Annotated in this window: 6 protein-coding genes; 4 read left to right on the top strand and 2 right to left on the bottom strand. The window is 69.0% G+C overall.

Translation table 11 applies throughout. From position 1 onward, the window contains the following. Positions 1-143: 143 nt before the first annotated feature. Together ACFYM6_RS35530 and ACFYM6_RS35525 are read right to left on the bottom strand one after the other, a co-directional pair. Positions 144-4544: a S8 family serine peptidase gene (locus tag ACFYM6_RS35530; RefSeq protein ID WP_387281858.1), complete on the bottom strand. Its 4401-nt coding sequence runs from the start codon at positions 4542-4544 to the stop codon at positions 144-146. 276 nt (positions 4545-4820) lie between these two features. Beyond that, on the bottom strand, positions 4821-9680 hold the full coding sequence (locus ACFYM6_RS35525; RefSeq protein WP_387281857.1) for a phosphodiester glycosidase family protein: 4860 nt from the start codon (positions 9678-9680) through the stop codon (positions 4821-4823). 702 nt (positions 9681-10382) lie between these two features. On the opposite strand from ACFYM6_RS35525, the gene ACFYM6_RS35520 reads away from it, so the two are divergent. From ACFYM6_RS35520 to ACFYM6_RS35505, 4 genes are all read left to right on the top strand, one after another. After that, positions 10383-11120 carry an ABC transporter ATP-binding protein gene (locus tag ACFYM6_RS35520; RefSeq protein ID WP_387281856.1) on the top strand — a complete coding sequence of 246 codons (738 nt, stop codon included), beginning with the start codon at positions 10383-10385 and terminating at the stop codon, positions 11118-11120. Then, a complete protein-coding gene (locus ACFYM6_RS35515; protein WP_387281855.1) occupies positions 11117-13510 on the top strand; it encodes an ABC transporter permease in 2394 nt (797 codons plus the stop codon). Before ACFYM6_RS35520 ends, ACFYM6_RS35515 begins: the two co-directional genes overlap by 4 nt. A gap of 65 nt (positions 13511-13575) precedes the next feature. Then, positions 13576-14793, top strand: a complete 1218-nt coding sequence (locus ACFYM6_RS35510) for a sensor histidine kinase (protein WP_387281854.1) — start codon at positions 13576-13578, stop codon at positions 14791-14793. Continuing rightward, positions 14781-15413, top strand: a complete 633-nt coding sequence (locus ACFYM6_RS35505; protein ID WP_387281853.1) for a LuxR C-terminal-related transcriptional regulator — start codon at positions 14781-14783, stop codon at positions 15411-15413. Before ACFYM6_RS35510 ends, ACFYM6_RS35505 begins: the two co-directional genes overlap by 13 nt. The last annotated feature ends 109 nt before the right edge of the window (positions 15414-15522 follow it).

Genomic DNA, 15522 nt, shown 5'->3' with positions numbered 1-15522 from the left:
CCGGGCGGGTTTTGGGCGGGGGGGGGCGGGGGGGGGGGGTTTGGGGGGGGGCCCGGGGGGGGGGGGGGGCGTCCGCCCCCCCGCCCCCGGCCCGCCCCCCCCCCCCCGGGGGGGCCCCCCCCGGGACGAGGTGGCGCCGGGGCCTAGTTGCCCAGACCTGCCGGGATGCTCAGCATCACCGAGCTGGACCAGGCGGCGTTCGGGCCGCCCTCGCCGTAGACCATCAGCTGGTGGTGATTGTTGATGTCGAAGCTGTAGGTCGGCGTGAATCGGTCACCGGCAGAGAGCGGCACCATGCCGGACAGATCCCAGAGCCGTCCCTGCGGGTCCCACATCGCCGACACCGCGACGTCCGGGAAGAGTTCGACAGTTCCGAGGATCCACCCGTCGTCGGTGACTTTCTCACCCGTCGCGTTGTATCCGTAGTCGGCAAGGCGCCGCATTCCGCCGGCCTTGGTCCAGGCGAACGCGTCGTCACCGCTGGTCCCCACGATGGTCCCGGAGGCGTTCACATCGTTCGCCTGGGCCGAATACTGTCCCGGAAGCGTGCCGAGATCCTGAATAGCACCTGACCTCGCATCCCAGGCGACCGCGTGCGGCACATGGTCACCGGTGCGCGAGGCACCGACGATCATTCCGGCATCGTTGATGGCGCGCGGCTGGGTTCCCGTCAGATCCGAGGACAGGTGGGCCAACTTGCTGAACGTCCCATCCGGCGTCCGCACGAACCCGTCGCTGTAGCTGTGGTTCTTGCCGTCAGCCTCTTTGACGATTGCTTCGGAGAATCCGGTGACCACCGCCTTGTTATTCACGGCGGTCGCGTAGCCGCTGGAATAGGGCCGCCAGTCCGGGACGCCGAGCACGGTGAGCGATCCGTCCTTGGCCCATTGGGCGGGAAGATAATGCAATGCACTGTCTGTCGCGACACCGACGGCGATCTGGCCGTCATTCAGGTCCAGAGCTGCTCCGTACCTGCCCCCGGCGAGATCCAGGTTGGTGAACCCGTCGGCGGCCGTCCAGATGGTCGGCGTCATCCTGGCGTTGTACTGGCGATCTCCCGCGACTACGCCGCTTTCATTGAGAGCCGCGCCGACGAATGGCGGGGCCCACGCGACCAGATCGAGTTTGGGGACATCGACAGTGGCGATCGTGACGTCCGCCGCCCCGATGATCGTGCCGTACTCGTTGGCCACTCGGGCCCGGCCGACCATGGGATCCTTGGTCAACTGCCGAGCGCTGACGATCACTGCCCCGTCGACCGGCATCGACTGGCCCGTGGCAACCGTGTACTTCGCATCGGATTTCGGCGTGATCGTGCCGAGGCCCTTCGAGTACATCTCTTGGTGGTAGTCGAACGTGACGTTGTCTCCGGCCACGGTGACTCCCGCGACCACGATGAAGTACGTACCCGGTTGTGGATCATCGATGACGATGTGCTCGGGCGAGTCCCCGGTCGTGGTGCTCTGGCCTACCGGCCTGCCGTTGAAATACACATAGAAGTCCAGATCGGCAGCGTCTCTGGGCGCCAGCGTCACATCGAGCCGGGTCGCCTGGCGCGGAACATAGAGCATGTTGGACGTGATTTCGCCTTGCGAGACCGTCGAGAACAAGTTGCGGACATCGCCGATCTCGCCAGTTGCGACGTGGGCGATCGCGGGGCCAAAGGTGTTCGTCCCCGTCGAGCCGACATTCGTCGGCGAGTTCATCGTCACCTTGTCGACTGTGACGGTCCCCGGATCGAACGACATGCCCTGCAGCGAAACCGTTGCGGTGTACGGGTTCTGTTCGACCGGAGACGTCCTGCGAGACTCGATCACGAACTCCCAGATGCCGGGTTTGGGTCGGTACACCGGTCGTGCGGTGGCGTTGCAGTTCGCCGGGTCGGTGTAGTTGGTGTAGCAGTGGTAACTGGCGTTGGAGTCCGCGGGCATGCCGTCGGGGTCGATGGGCAATGCGCGGACCTGGCTGCCGTCGGCGAGCCCGCCCAGGGTCAGCTGCAATGCTTCGACGCCCTCGGGGACGGGCACCAGCAGCGAGGTGGTTCCGGTTCGGCCGAGCGTGCCGGAACTGGTGACCGCGTAGTCGGGTTTGGCCAGCGGCTTGGTCGCCAGCACGGTGACGGCGACGAACTGGTCGATGCCGCCCGTCGCCGGGTCATCAATGGTCAGGATCGCGCTATGCACGCCGGAGGTCGTCGCGGTCGCGGTGACCGTGATATCGGCTGCCTTTCCGAGCTGCAGGGGCATTGCCGCGCGGGCGCTGAACGTGCCGTCGTTGCCGATCCAACCGATCCGGTGCACGACGCTCCCGGCGGCACCGCTGGTCCGGGTGACGCTGACCTTGTAGGTCTTCTGCGCACCGGTCACCTGGCCGCCTTCCGTTGGCAGACAACGGTTGTAGATGCCGACGCCGGTGTTCGGAGTCGCGAGCAGGCCGGACAGCGAACTACAAACGGGAGCCGACACAGTGAGCTCATTGGTGCTGATGCCAGCGCTGAGCTGCTTCCAGGCCGCGACGGTGTCGATGATGCCGGCGCCCTGCGCGGCGGTCGGGACGTCGGGGATCGGGTCGGCGGTGCCGGTCAGGGCGGTCTTCAGCGCCGCCGAGCTGACCGTCAGCGAACGGGCCTTGGCGGCCGATAGCAGCAGTGCCGCCGCTCCGGCGACCTGCGGGGCCGCCATGGAGGTGCCGTTGGCCATGCCGTACCCGGCCGGCAGCGAATACCCGGCCTCGGGAACGGCTTCACCGGACAGCCACATCGGGATCGAGGAGATGGCGGCGCCGGGCGCGGACACCTGCGGCGCCAGCGCACCGTTCTCAGCGGGGCCGCGGGAGGAGAAGCCGAAGATGCCCTGCTTGGTGGCGACCTTCGACCCGTAGCCGGCCCACCATGTGTCGGAGCTGACGGACGCGGCGACCGAGATGGCCTTGCCCGCCACGGACGGCGAGCTGACGGTGTTGGTGCCGAGGCCGTCGTTGCCGGCGGCGATGATGATCTGCACGCCGTAGCTGTCGATCAGCTCGTCGTAGAGCGCGGCGATCACGTCGGAGCCGTCGTTCAACGCGGGAAGCCCACCGATGGACAGGTTGACGACGTCGACATGCCGATTGGTGACCAGATCGATCATGCCCTCGGTCAGTGCCGCCTGGGTGCAGCCACCGCCCCAAGTGCAGGCGCGGGCGGACACGATCTGCGCGCCCGGTGCGGCGCCGTGCATCTGGCCGCCGAACATCGACGTGCCGGCGATGATCCCCGCCACATGGGTGGCGTGCGAAGCGACCGGCAACCCGATTGACACGTAGTTCGCGGTCTTGCCGACGTTGCTGCCGCCGAGCGGGGAGAGGTCGACGTTGTCGCGGTACTCGACGACGAACGGGATGCGCTCGTTCTGCGGTGTTGCGGGGTCGTCACTCCCGAAGTGGCCGACCTGGCGATCGACCGCGAACGGGGCCATCGGTGCCTCGTCGGTGAGGTCCTGGTTGTTGTTGCCGTCGACCCAGATCCTGTGGGTGGTCGGGTCGTACAGAACCCCGTGGAAGTCCAGGGTGTCGCCGTCCCGGTTGAGGTCGCCCTCGAAGTCGCTCCCGGCCGTCGCGCCCTCGTAGAACACGCCGAATTGGAACGTGCCCTCCGGGATCGTCCAGGTCTTGCCCAGGTAGCTGAACTTCGGACCCGTCTTGGTGGTGGACATCCGCACCCAGCTGCCGTCGCGGTCGGTGACCGGATCGGTCTCGGTTACCCAATCGACAATCTTGGGCTTGCCGTCGCTGGTCGTCTGTAGCGCGGGATGCTCGACGTCGACGCCGGTGTCCAGCACGCCGACGACCGTGCCGCGTCCGTCCCAGGCCGGGTTGTCCTTGACGAAGGCCTCGGCGCCGGTCTCGTTGATCGGCAGGTACGGGTTGTCGGCGGGCGTGTTCGCGCCGGGCGCGGTCGGCCCCGCGGCCTTCGTTGCCGCCGTCCTCGCACCCGCGGCGCCCAGATCCGGGCCCGGGATCTTGTACGTCCGGTCCAGGTCGATCGCCGCGACCGACCGAAGGCCGGCCAAGGTGGTCACGCGGCCGGTCGGGACGGTCGCCCGGACGTAGCCGACCTTTCCGGTCACCGACCCGACGGTCCCGCCGGCCTTCTTCACCGCGGCGACGACGTCCTCGGTCGCACCCTTCCGGGCCAGCATCAACACCGTGACAGACTTCTTCTTCGACGCCTGCGCTTGCTGCAGCAGCCTGGTGTCGGCGTTGCCGAGCTTCTCGGCCGCAGTATCCGACAGCGAATCGTCGGTCAGCGGCTGGAACCCGTCGGTCTTCCCCGCCCTGTAGATCGAATCCGGGTTGTCGCGCCCGGCCCGGTCGTCGAGCCCAGCAAGGGGCGACCGACCCGGACCCTGTGGCCCGTCGGGATCAGCGGGTTCGAGCTTGCTCGCGCCAGCACTCTCGGAGCCAGTCGGGCTGCTCGGGGCGGCGGCCGCGGCCGCAGGCGCAATCAGCGCCGCGGCGATCACCACGGCCGACGCCGCGGCAACCACACCTGTTCGTCGTTTCATCGTGCTCCTAACCAAGGGGTGAAACATCACCGCGCGGCCAAGCCCGCAGACACGAGAACACCTGAGCCGCCTGGCCAATCTCGCAGTTGGGCCGGGGCAGGATCAACGGACCGAGTGGGGCGGATGCCGGCCATGGCTGAATACCGCCACACTCGGCGCAGACCCGCCATTGCCGCCGGGCTCGGACGCGCGGTGACGCGCGGTCCGAGCCCGGCAGCATACGAACCCCTGAGTGGCGGTTAGCTGCCGACGATCGGGGCAGCGGTGGCCATGTCCCTACTGCAGCCGCACCGTCACCGTGTGCACGGCCCCATCGCCCAGGTCGATCCGGACCCGGTAGTCTCCCGCGGCAAGCCCCTTCGTGCTCCAGTTATACGCGTACAGGCCACTGGTCTCGGCCAGACGCATGCGGTTGGCATCGTTGCCCGACGCCGAGGTTGCCGGCGTCTCAGGACCCACCTGTCCATCGGTGACGGGTGCGATGAAGACGCGCGGGGCGGCGTCCAACACGGGCTTGCCGGCGGCATCGGTCAGGACGAACTTCACCGGGATCACCCGGCCGGCGTTGAACGGGGCGCTTGTGTCGCTCAGCGGGCCCACGAGTTCGCCGCGCACGTACTCGACCCGGTAGCCGATCGTCACTGTTGCCGTGTTTCCGGCGCGGTCGGTGGCGCTGAAATGGACGGTGTGCGGTCCCGGCGTCGTGGTGTCGAGCTGTTCGCCACTGGCCACGTCCCCTCGGGACTCGGCAACCCCGGAGGTCGCGTCGCTGGCGCTCCACGTCACCGGCAGGGCCTGGTTCAGCTTCACTACCTGGCCGTCGGTGATGCCGTGCACCGTGATGACCGGTGCCGTCCGATCCACGACGAACGCCAACGACGACTCTGATCGGTTCCCCGCCTTGTCAACCGCGACGACCTTGAAGTCGTAGTCCCCGTCCGCCTCAATTGGGCGACCGTCGTAGGGGCGGCCGTTCACCGTCACCGTGGTGGTGTCGGCGTGGGCATCGGTCACCTTCACCACCGGGGTCACCGCGTGGTTGTAGACCCCGTGGTCAGCGACACCGGACACGGTGACCATGGGCGCGTCGATGTCCTTGACTAGGCTGTACTCGTCGATGATCGACTCATCGGCCCGCTTCGCGGTCAGCGTCAGCTTGCCTCCTGCGACCTCGACGGTGACGTACATGGCGAACTGGCCGTCGTCCATCACTGCGAAGGTGCCGTCATTCGCGGCCGAGTAGTGCTTGGGCCCGGTCGTCCCGGTCACCACGTACACGGTGCCGCCGTCAGTCTTCACGCCCGCCTTCAGCGGGTCGGTCCGGCCGTAGGCGTGGTCGTGCCCGGAGAAGACCAGGTCGATGCCCAGCTCGTCGGCGGCCTTCGGCAGGTCCTTGCGGAACAGGTCGGAGTCCTCCGGGTTGGTCGCGTACGGCGGCTGGTGGGTGACCACGACCTTCCACAGCTTGTCGGAGGCGGTCATGTCCTGCTTCAGCCAGTCCAGCTCGGCCTTCAGCGTTGCCGCGTCGTCGGTCCATCCGATCACCGCGATGTGCATGTTCTGGTAGTCCATCGAGTAGGTGCCGTACGGGTTCACCTTCGACCCGTTGGTGGGCTGCCCGAAGATACGTACGGCCTTGGACCCGTCGTCGCCCATGTACTCGTGGTTGCCCAACACTCGGACCATGTCGGTGGACCCGATCTTCTCGTGGTCGCCGAGCATGCCTGCGATGGCGTCCATCTGGGCGAACTTGCCGGCGTCATCGGTGAAGTCACCCACGTGCATCGTGAAGTCCGGCAGCTTCGCCTTCCCCTCGATCGAGGTCAGGATCTTGTCGAAGTCGGCCAGGCCGGCGCGGTCTGGCGACTGGGTGTCGCCGAACACGTTGAAGGTGAAGTCCGTTGCGTTGCTGGACGTGGAGAACTCGCGCACGCCCGACCAGCTGACGCCGTCGCCGACCCGGTACACGTAGTGGGTCCCGGGGGTCAGCCTCGTGGCCGTGGCCGAGTTGGAGCGCACGACGCCGTTCTGGGCGATGTCCTCGTAGCCGGCGTAGGTCAGCTCCTTGGCGGTGCCGTCGAAGCTGGTGAACGCGGCCTCGCCGCCGGCCTGGTAGGCGGCCTTCGTGGCGACCTGCAGCACCGCGGCGTCCCTGGAGGTCAGCGGGTTCGACATCCAGGTGATGGTCTTGGTGGTCGCCGGGTCGGCGCTCGCACCGGCCATGATGTTGCTCGGCGCCTGCTGCTTCAGGGGCGTGAACGACTGCGTGGTGATCGCAAACGACCTGCCCTGCTCGGTCTGGGCGAACAGGTCGTACTTCTTCACCGTGTCGGTCAGCTGCGCCGAGGTCAGCACGCCGTCAGCACCCGTGGTGCCCAGCTTGGTCGCCTTGCCAGCCACCAGCATCGTCACGGTGGCGCCGGCGGCCGGCTTGCCGGCGGCATCGGTCACGGTCACCTTCCCCGGCCGTCCGACCATGGTGCTGTTTGCTGCCAGCTTCAGTGCTGCCACGACATCGACGGACGCCGGCCGCTCCGAGAAGGTGGGGGCGAACTGCGCCGGCCGGTCGCTGGCGTAGCCGATTGTCGAGCTCGTGACTTCCCAGCCCAGCTTGGTTCCGGGTGCCACGCCGCCGGTGACCGACACGTTGATGGTCGCCAGCGTGGCGGGCCCGGCCGCGGCGTTCGCGTTCACCACATGCAGGGTGAGGATGCCGGTGGCGGCGTCATAGGCCCAGGTGCTGCCCGACGCCGACGCGGCGAAGTCGACCCCCGTCACCGGGAAGTCCTTGCCGATCCGGATCTTCGTGTCGACGCCGGTGACATCGGCGGCGTCGGTGGTGGTGAGGTTGAGCCGGTAGGTCCCGCCGAGGTTCGCGACGGCGTCCGGGGAGGACAGCCCGACCGAGGTGCCCGAACCGGTCTTCACCGTGAAGTACCCGGTCTTGACGGTTTCGTTGCCGAAGTTGTCCTGGACGCTGGCGTCGACCCGGTGGATACCGTCGGCGAAGCTCAGGTGCGACAAGGCGACGGTGTTCAGGCCCTTGTTGAGCGCGTAGACCCCCTCGGCGTTGGTGTACTCGGTGCCATCGACCCACATCCGCACCCGGTCGTAGTTGATCCCGGTGGCGTACTTGTCGGTGGTGTCCTCGGCGAAGGACGTCGAGATTTCCACCTGCGAGCTTGTGAAGGTCTTGCCGTCGACGTTGAGGCCGTGCACGGTCGGCGGGAACATGTCGTCAACGGACGCGCCGTAGGTGACCCGCACGTTGTCGATCGCCACAAACCCTTTTCGCAGCGGGTTGCCGCCCGGCATTCCCGACTTCAGCGACATGATGCGGAACATCTGGTTGGGGAAGGTGGTGAACGGGCCGACCAGGCCGTCGGGGATGTCCGCCTCGACGTACTTCCAGCCCAGCCAGTCGATGCCCTCGGTCTGGGTGGTGAAGTTGATCGGCTGGAACTGGCCCTTGGCGTCGTAGATGTAGCAGCGCAGCCAGTAACTCTGGGCCTCGGGTGTCCCGTACACCCAGGCGCCGATCGCCTTCGGGCGACCCGGGATCGGCTTGCTGGACGCGGGCCCGGCGTAGGCGCCGAGGGTGGCATTCAGCTGGCCCTTGGTGAAGTCGAAGTTCACCTGCAGCGCATGGTCGCCGAACCGGGTCAGGTCATCCGGGTAGGTGTTCCAGTGCAGCTGGCTGACCTCACCGCGTCCTGCCGTGCCGGCCTTCCAGTCGCCGACGCCGCCCTCGAAGTCGTACAGCACGACGGGCATCTGGCCCAACAACACGTGGACCGACGCCCGCACGTCGCTCCCGGTGAGGGTCGCGGTGACCTGGGTGTCGAAGCTGCCCGACGACGCAGCGTGGAAGACATTCGCGTCATCCATCGTGCCCATCCCATCAGGGATACCGCCCCAGGTGATGTCGCCGGGCTTGAGCCGCACGTCACGGCCCTGGTAACGGGCGGTCAGCCCGAACGGCTTTACCGCCCCATAGTCGAGGCTGATCTCTGCCTGCCCGAAGGCGAGCGTGTCCGGCAGTGCCACCTCGGCCCAGGCCGAGCCGACCTGCTTCCCGTTGTGGGACAGGACCGCCTGCGTCTGGCCCTGCTTGCCGGTCGAGGTGAACAGCCCGTTCGCGTCGATCGTGCCAAACGTGGGATCCGACAGGCTCCAGCTCAGCCCGGATGCCGGCACGGGCGCCGAGGCACCGGTGGCGTCCTGTCCCTTGGCCGAGAACTGCACGGTCGAGTTCGGCGTGACGGTCACCCCGTTCGGGGCGACAGCGGCAGATGCGAACTCGTGGGTCATCGGCGCGGAGGAGACCAGCAGGAACCCGTTGGCGACCGGGCGTTCCTCGCCGTCAGAGGGGCGGTTGACCACCTGGACGGTGTCGGTGCCCGGCGTCCTGGTGGTGAAGGTCGCGCTGCCGCCACTGTCGAGGTGGATCGCGTTGTAGGCGCCCAGGGACAGCATGTAGTCGGCGAAGTCCGACATGGTCAGGCCGCGGCTGAAACCGGTCTGGCGGCCGTCGATCTCGGCGAAGAAGATGGTGCCATCGCGCCTGACACCGATGCCGATACGCGGGTCGAGGTTGTTGGGGGCGCCCTTGGTGGAGATCTGGTTTTCGTCGCGGGCACCGTTCTTGATGACCTGCGCGTCACCGGACAGTGCCTGTTGCAGGTCGTTCTTGACCTGGTTGAACAGGGCGCGGTCACCCATCAGGTAGCTGCCGTCCTTCTTCATGCCGAAGAAAAACCAGTTGGCGGCCATGTCGGCTTTGAGGACGATGCCGTCCTTCACGACCACACCCAATGGGTAGCCGTCAGACATGTTGTAGTAGTCGGCGTTGATCGCGGCGATGACCTGGTGGCCGGGACGCGTAGCAGCCGCGGCTTGCTTGCTCATCGGCTGCATGCCGTACCAAGAAGTGCCCTTCCCGTCGTTGGGCAGGCCCGCCTCGATGGTCAGCTCCGGGCGTTTCGGCATGTCGATGTCCAGGACGTGGGACTCCATCCGCTGACCGTCCCGGTCGTTGAAGATGTAGTCGCTCTGAACCACGCCTGGCGCGATCTGCTGGGTGTTCTGGTTGATCGGGGTCGCAGTGATCGGCGACGTGGGGCTGAAGCCTCCCATTGCGGATGCCGACTGCGCATTGCCCACCAGCAGGGCGGACGCCGCCACAACCGTCAGGATCGCTTGACTTCTCTTCCGCGACAGCTTCATCGCCCTCTTTCACCCTTCGACCGGTACCTCCACGACATGCCACGCCGAGAATGCGAGCATCGGATGAACAGTCCCGGATATCAACTTCAACCATGCGCGAAATAGGACCGACGACGACTGCCGCGGGCGCCGGGGAAGGCTCGACCGCCGCCAGGCCCCCGAAGTCGGCCCCACAGCCGACACGCCAGCCGGGCAGGTCGCAGTCAAGCGGCCGAACGTCGGCGCCATCGCAGGGGCCACCTCCGGCAGCGCGGCGACCTGGCGGGGCTCGCCACCACCCGCGTCGACAGACGGTGCGACCTCCGGCGCCTTCCACTTCACCCGGTCGACCGGGTTGGAGTCGATCAGCTCCAGCTCGACGGCGTACCCGAGCGCGCTGTAGAAGGTGGCGCTTCCCCTGGACGGTGGAGGCAGCCGCAGACTTGCCGTCGAAGCGTACGCACAGCTTGTCCAGGACCCGGCGGACCATCGCGGGCGAGTCCAGCTCGACGACACAGGCAGGGACGCGGTTTCGAGCAAGGCCAGCGCGATGCGTGGGTAGGGCCAGCCATACCTCGAAGATCCGAGCTGGCCGTGTCGGATTCACCGGTCGGCACTGACAAGATCATTCGCATGATCCAGACCACTCCGGTCGTCGAGCTGACCGACGTGCACCGCACGTACCGCAGCGGCGCCAACGCCACTCGCGCCCTCGACGGCGTCTCGCTCTCCTTCGCCGCCGCCACCTTCACTGCGGTCATGGGCCCGTCCGGTTCCGGCAAGTCGACGCTGCTGCAGTGCGCGGCCGGTCTCGACCGGGCCGACTCGGGCCGAGTCGTCCTGGCCGGACAGGAACTCGGCAAGCTGCGCGAGCCGAAGCTCACCGTGATCCGCCGCAAGCACACCGGGTTCGTCTTCCAGGCGTACAACCTGATCGACGCCTTGACCGTGGAGCAAAACGTGCTGCTGCCGCAGCGACTGGCCGGGGTACGGCCAGACCGCGATTGGGCGCGCGAGGTGCTGGCGAAAGTGGGCCTGGGTGGCCGGGAGAACGCGCGGCCCGCGCAGCTGTCCGGTGGACAGCGCCAGCGGGTGGCGCTGGCTCGCGCGCTGGCAGGGCGGCCTGCGGTGATCTTCGCTGACGAGCCCACTGGCGCCCTAGACCTGCAGTCCGGGCGGGAGGTGCTGGGACTGCTGCGGCGCGCTGTCGACGAGTTCGCGACCGCCGTGGTCATGGTGACGCACGACCCGGCCGCGGCGGCTTGGGCCGACCACGCGATCATCCTGGCCGACGGCCGGATCGTCCGCGATCTGCCTGCGCCTACCGCCGAGCTGATCGCCAAGGAGATGATGGCGGTGACCAAGCGATGATCCGCCTCGCACTCGCCGGCCTCCGCAGCCGGCTTCCCGCGTTCCTCGGCACGTTCGTGGCAGCCACACTCGCCGTCGCGTTGATCGGCGGCGCCGCGCTGCTGCTGTTCTCGGTGCTGACCGCCTCCCCGACCACGCACCGGTTCGACGCGGCCGACGTCATGGTCAGCGGCGACCGCGTGGTCAGCCTGACCACGGTCAAGGACAAGGGCAAGGGCAAGCAGAAGACCAAGACGGAGCGGCTGGCCGGTGCACCGACGCTCCCTCCGGACTGGATCGCCAAGACGGCCGCCATCGGCAGGGTCACCGGGGTCGTCCCGGACTACAGCTTTCCGGCCTCCTTGACCGCTATGGACGGTACGCCGATCGGCTCGCCGGTCGGGCACGGCTGGGCGTCGGCCGGGCTGATGCCGTTCACCCTCCAGACCGGAGCGGCCCCGAAGTCGGGTCAGATCGTCGTCGACCCGTCGTTCGGACTGCAGACCGGCGACCACGTGCGGGTGGTGACCCGTACCGGCGTACGCGAGATGACCGTCTCCGGAGTGGTGGCGCAGCGGCTGGCCGAGCAGACTGCCGCCTTCGTCGCGGACGCGGAGGTGGCGACGGTCTCCGGGTTGAGCGGACCGACCGCGCTCGGCGTTCAGGGCGCCTCCGCTGAAGCCGTCAAGGAGGCGCTCGGCGTCACCACCGTCTACACCGGGGCGGACAAGGTCCACGCGGACCTGCCCGGCGCGCTGCCGGACTACATCGGGGCCATCTCCATCTTCGGGTTCGTCATCGGCATCACTGCGTTCGCCACGGTCTTCGTGCTGACCGGCACGGTCGCCCTCGCGGTGCGGCAGCGGCTGCGCGAACTGGCGTTGCTGCGGGCTACCGGCGCGACGCCGCGCCAACTGTGGCGTCTGCTGAGCGCCGAGACGCTGCTCGTTACCGCGGCCGCGGCGATCGTCGGTGCACCGCTGAGCGTCATCGTCGCCGAGGTGATCGCGGCTCGCTTCCGTGAGCTCGGCGCTGTGCCACAGCAGTTCGCGGTGAGCGTCAACGTCGGCGTGCTGCTCGCCGCGACCGCGCTGACCGTTCTGGTGGCGCAGCTCAGCGCCCGGCTGGCGGCCCGGCGGGCGATCCGGATCGCCCCGGCCCAGGCGCTGCAGGAGACCGTCGTCGAAGGCCGGATCGGTTGGGTTCTGCGTACGCTCATCGCGCTACTGAGCGCGACCGGCGCGGCGGTGATCCTGGCGGTGGTCCCGCTGGACGGGCCGTTCGGCATGGGCATGACGTTCATCTCCAGCGCGTTGCTGCTCAGCGCGCTGGGCGCGGCCGGGCCGCTGCTGGTGGGGCTGCTCGGCGGGGCGCTGTCGCGGATCGCCGGGATGACCGGAATCGCCGGCTGGCTGGCCGGTGCGTTCACCCGGGCGGAGAACCGCCGGGTCACCTCGGTGGCGGTGCCGCTGGCGCTGATGGTGGCGATCAACGCGCCGATGATGCTGAACAGCGCACTCTCCGCCGACCTGGCGGCCGAGCAGGAGAGGGCGCGGAGCGCGGCCGCGACGTCCGTCGCCACCGGCGTGCTCCCCATGTCATCCGTCCAAAGACTGACCGGGGACTACACGGCCATGATGCCGACCCGGCTGATCGTGGACGAGGGCGGCAAGCCTGAGGACTATTCGGCGTACGGCGTCCAGCTCGGCGGTGAGCCGGTCCTCGACCTCGGCTTCACCTCGGGACAGTGGCGGGGCGGGGGCCTGGCGGCCAGCGCCTACCTCGCCCGGGCGAACGGCTGGCACGTCGGCGACACCGTCAAGGTCTGGCTGCCCGACGGGTACACGACCGAGCTGCCGGTGACCGGCGTCTTCGAGCGGTCCCGCGGCTTCGGCGACCTGATCGCACCGGCCGAGCTGGTCGCGGCGCATGATCCCCGGGGTGTGGTCACCGCGATCGCATTCCGCGGGGACCTGAAGGTGCCGGGGATGCGGGTCAGCGCCGCGCACGCGCAGGCCGCGAACGACGCCGACGAGCGGCAGGGCGCGTGGGAGGTCATGATCGCGGTCTCCCTGGGATTCACCGCGATCGCCGTGGTCAACACGTTCGTCGTTGCCGCCGCGGCCCGCCGGGGTCAGCTGGCCCAGCTGCGGCTGCTCGGCGCGACGCCGCGGCAGATCCGGCGGATGACCGCCCGTGAGGCGCTGCTGGCCGTGACGGTGGGTCTGCTGCTCGGCGTCGCGGTCACCACGATCGTGGTCGCCGCGTTCAGCACCGCCCAGGACGGGACGCTGCGGCTGGTCGTCGACCCGGCCGCGTACGGTCGGCTGCTGCTGTGTGTCGGGCTGCTCGGGATCCTGGCGGGGACCGTTCCGGCCTGGCTGGTGCTGCGCTCGGTCCGGCCCGTCTGATGCGGTTGGTCCCGATCGCCGGTGGCCGGAGCAGCCTACCGCCGGCGATCATTAAGCTTCACGAGGTGTTCGGGCGTACCGGAAGATCCCTGGCCTACCTGGTGACCAGCCTGGTCGCCGGGCCGGCCGGGTTCGCCTGGACGCTGCTGACGGCGCTGCTCATGGCGGTGGGCGCGGTGACTGCGCTCGGCTCGCCGGTCTTCCAGGCCGTCACGTGGTTCGACCGGCGGCTGGCCACGGCGGAGCGCCACCGGGCCGGCTGGATCCTCGGCACTTCGATCGCCGTCCCCTACCTGCCGCTCACCGCCACCGGGCGGGCCCGCGTCCGCGAGATCGCGGCCCAGCCGGCCACCTGGCGCGACATGGCCTGGTTCGTCGTGCTGTTCCCGCTGGGCCTGGCGTGCGGAATCGTCGCGGTGGTCGCGACCGTGGTCACACTCGCGGCCGTGGCCGCCCCCGCCTGGGCCTGGTCAGTCCCCGAGCGGCGCGCGCACCCTCTCTTTCAGCAAGCCATGGGTACGCCGGGAGGCCGCCTCCTGCTCACGCTGGCCGGCATCGCCCTGGCCCCGGTGGTGATGTGGCTGCTGCCGCGGCTGGCCTCCCTGCAGGTCCGAGTCGCCGTCACGCTGCTCGCCCCAGGTGAGCACGGCCGCCTCGTGCGGCGCGCGCAGGAGCTGGCCGCCACCCGGGCCCGGGTCGTCGACGCGCAGGCCGCCGAGCTGCGCCGGATCGAGCGGGATCTGCACGACGGCGCACAGGCCCGGATCGTGGCGGCCGGCATGACGCTCGCGCTGGCCGAACGCCGTGCGCGTACGGGCGCGACCGTACTGGAAGATATCGCCACCGCGCGCCGCCAGCTCGACGAGGCCCTGGCCGAACTGCGGCGACTGGTCCGGGGCATCCATCCGCCGATCCTGACCGACCGCGGGCTCGCCGCGGCCCTGAGCGCTCTGGCCGCCGACTGCCCGATCCCGGTCGCCATCACCGTCGAGCTGCCGCAGCGGCTGGCTCCCGCGGTGGAGTCGGCAGCGTACTTCGTCGTCGCCGAAGGGCTGGCCAACGCGGTCAAGCACGCCCCGGCGGGGGCGTGCCAGGTGACCGTCACGGCCGCAGACCGGCTCACCGTCGCGGTGTCCGACGACGGCGCGGGCGGCGCGGACCCGGCCGGCTCTGGTCTCGACGGGCTGCGCCGCCGGATCGAGGCGCTCGACGGCGTCTTCACCGTCTCCAGTCCCCCCGGCGGGCCGACCCGCCTGAACGCGGAGTTCCCATGCGCATCGTGATCGCCGAAGACCTGCTGCTGCTGCGCGACGGCCTGATCCGCATCCTCACCGGCACCGGCCATGAGGTGGTGGCCGCGGTGGGCAATGCCGACACGTTGCTGGCGGCCGTCGCCGAGCACCAGCCGGATATCTCCATTGTGGATGTACGCCTGCCGCCGAGCTACCGCGACGAGGGCGTACGCGCGGCGCTGAAGCTACGGCCGGCACCGGTCCTGATCCTGTCCCAGTACGTCGAGCGCACCTACGCCGCCGAACTGCTGGCCGACGGCAAGGGCGCAGTCGGCTACCTCCTCAAGGACCGGGTCACCGCGCTGGATGACTTCCTCGACGCCGTCGAACGGGTCGCCGCCGGCGGGACCGCGATGGATCCCGAGGTGATCCAGCAGCTGTTCGCCCGCAACGCCCAGAACCAAGGCGTCGCCGCGCTGACCCCGCGCGAGCGGGAAGTCCTCGGCCTGGTCGCCCAGGGCATGTCCAACTCGGCGATCTGCGCCGCGCTCGTGCTGGCCCCGGTCTCGGTCGAGAAGCACATCGGCAACATCTTCGCCAAGCTCAGCCTGCCCCCGTCCGACGACTCACATCGGCGCGTGCTCGCCGTACTGGCGTACCTCAATGCCTGAGACGGCGGCTAATAAGAGGTCGCGCAATTAGGCGGGCTCATGGCCGACGGGTCGAGCGGGTGTCCCAGCGGTAGAGGGTCCAGGCCTGGCGGATGAGGCTACGGACGGT

This window comes from Micromonospora sp. NPDC006431 (genome assembly GCF_042870725.1).
GTDB lineage: Bacteria > Actinomycetota > Actinomycetes > Mycobacteriales > Micromonosporaceae > Micromonospora.
Note: the sequence above shows the minus strand (reverse complement) of the source record. Positions and strands in the feature narration are given on the sequence as shown.